This is a genomic window from Hydrogenivirga sp. 128-5-R1-1 (assembly GCF_000171895.1).
Genome location: NZ_ABHJ01000491.1, coordinates 1 through 1,126, shown reverse-complemented (window position 1 = coordinate 1,126; position 1,126 = coordinate 1). Strand labels below are relative to the sequence as shown.

The following is a 1,126-nucleotide window of genomic DNA, read 5'->3' as shown; positions in this document are numbered from 1 at the left end:
TGTGATAGTATCAAACCAATATGCTGGATCTATCCCAAAATTTCCCTCGTTTGCTTTTTGAATAGCGATTTTTTCCATTTTTTTGACTTCTTCAACTACATGGCCGCTAACAATTTGCTGATATTTTTGGAGAAAATCATCAGGGGCTATTATTTTAAATGCAGTTAGGAATGCCTTTTGTTCACTTAAAAGTGAAATGAATTTGGTATAAAGCGCAGGTGTAAAACTATTTTCTGCAAAAACTGCAGATAAAACAGCTCTTTCAATTCCCATCCTTTCTTTAGCAAAAAGAAAATCTGTGTATGCTGTAAGTTCCTTTGTTATAGTGGCATCAGAACTATTTTTGGCAAATGAACCTATTGTTTCCAAGAATAGTTTATTTAGATTTGTGTAATAATTAATGGCCTCTTCTACAGGAATACTTAGACTATCCACCTGAGACCTTATTAGATTTAATCTATTCAATTCAGATAAAGCCGTTTGAAGTTTTGTATATGTAGATTGTGGAATTTCATCTTTATCAACTTGATTTAGGTAACTTTTGAGCTGATTTATTTTTTGGTCTGTTAATTGTCTTTGTTGTTGCAGTTCAAATTTGAACTTTTTTCCACCACTTCCAAGATAACCTGCCGTTCGTCCTCTTTCTTTTTGAAGTTCATGGACAACAGCAGATATTTTTGTTGCCAGATGAACACTGTTTTCAATGATTTGAGATTCGGAATAGCTTTTGTAATGGTCATACAAAAAAATGGAGGTGTAAATTAGAATAGCAAGAAGAGGAATTACAGAAAGAATTAAAACTTTCATTTTAATGGTCATGTTAGATAAAAATTTCATTCATACCTCCATTAATATTTTTTTATCTATCCTAATAATTTTCGGTAAATTACCAAATTTTTATAGTGTTTCTGTAGAAAAATATTTCCTCATGTATTGGTTATAAAGGCCTTCTCTTTCCATAAGCTCCTGATGGGTTCCTTCTTCTACTATTTCCCCTTTATCAAGGACATAGATATAATCTGCCTGTTGAACAGTGGATAATCTATGGGCGATGATAATTGCTGTTTTTTTCTCAAGATATTTTTGCAATGCTTTAAATAGTTTATATTCTGTATGGGTATCAAGG

At 31.8% G+C, this 1,126-nt stretch carries 1 protein-coding gene and 1 pseudogene; both read right to left on the bottom strand.

Annotated features, from left to right (window positions below; genetic code table 11):
- Positions 1–837: nitrate- and nitrite sensing domain-containing protein (locus HG1285_RS00430; protein WP_008289665.1), on the bottom strand; the 837-nt coding region annotated here is incomplete at its 3' end.
- Between the two features lie 60 nt (positions 838–897).
- A pseudogene (locus tag HG1285_RS20125) lies at positions 898–1,126 on the bottom strand (ABC transporter ATP-binding protein); the annotation flags it as partial.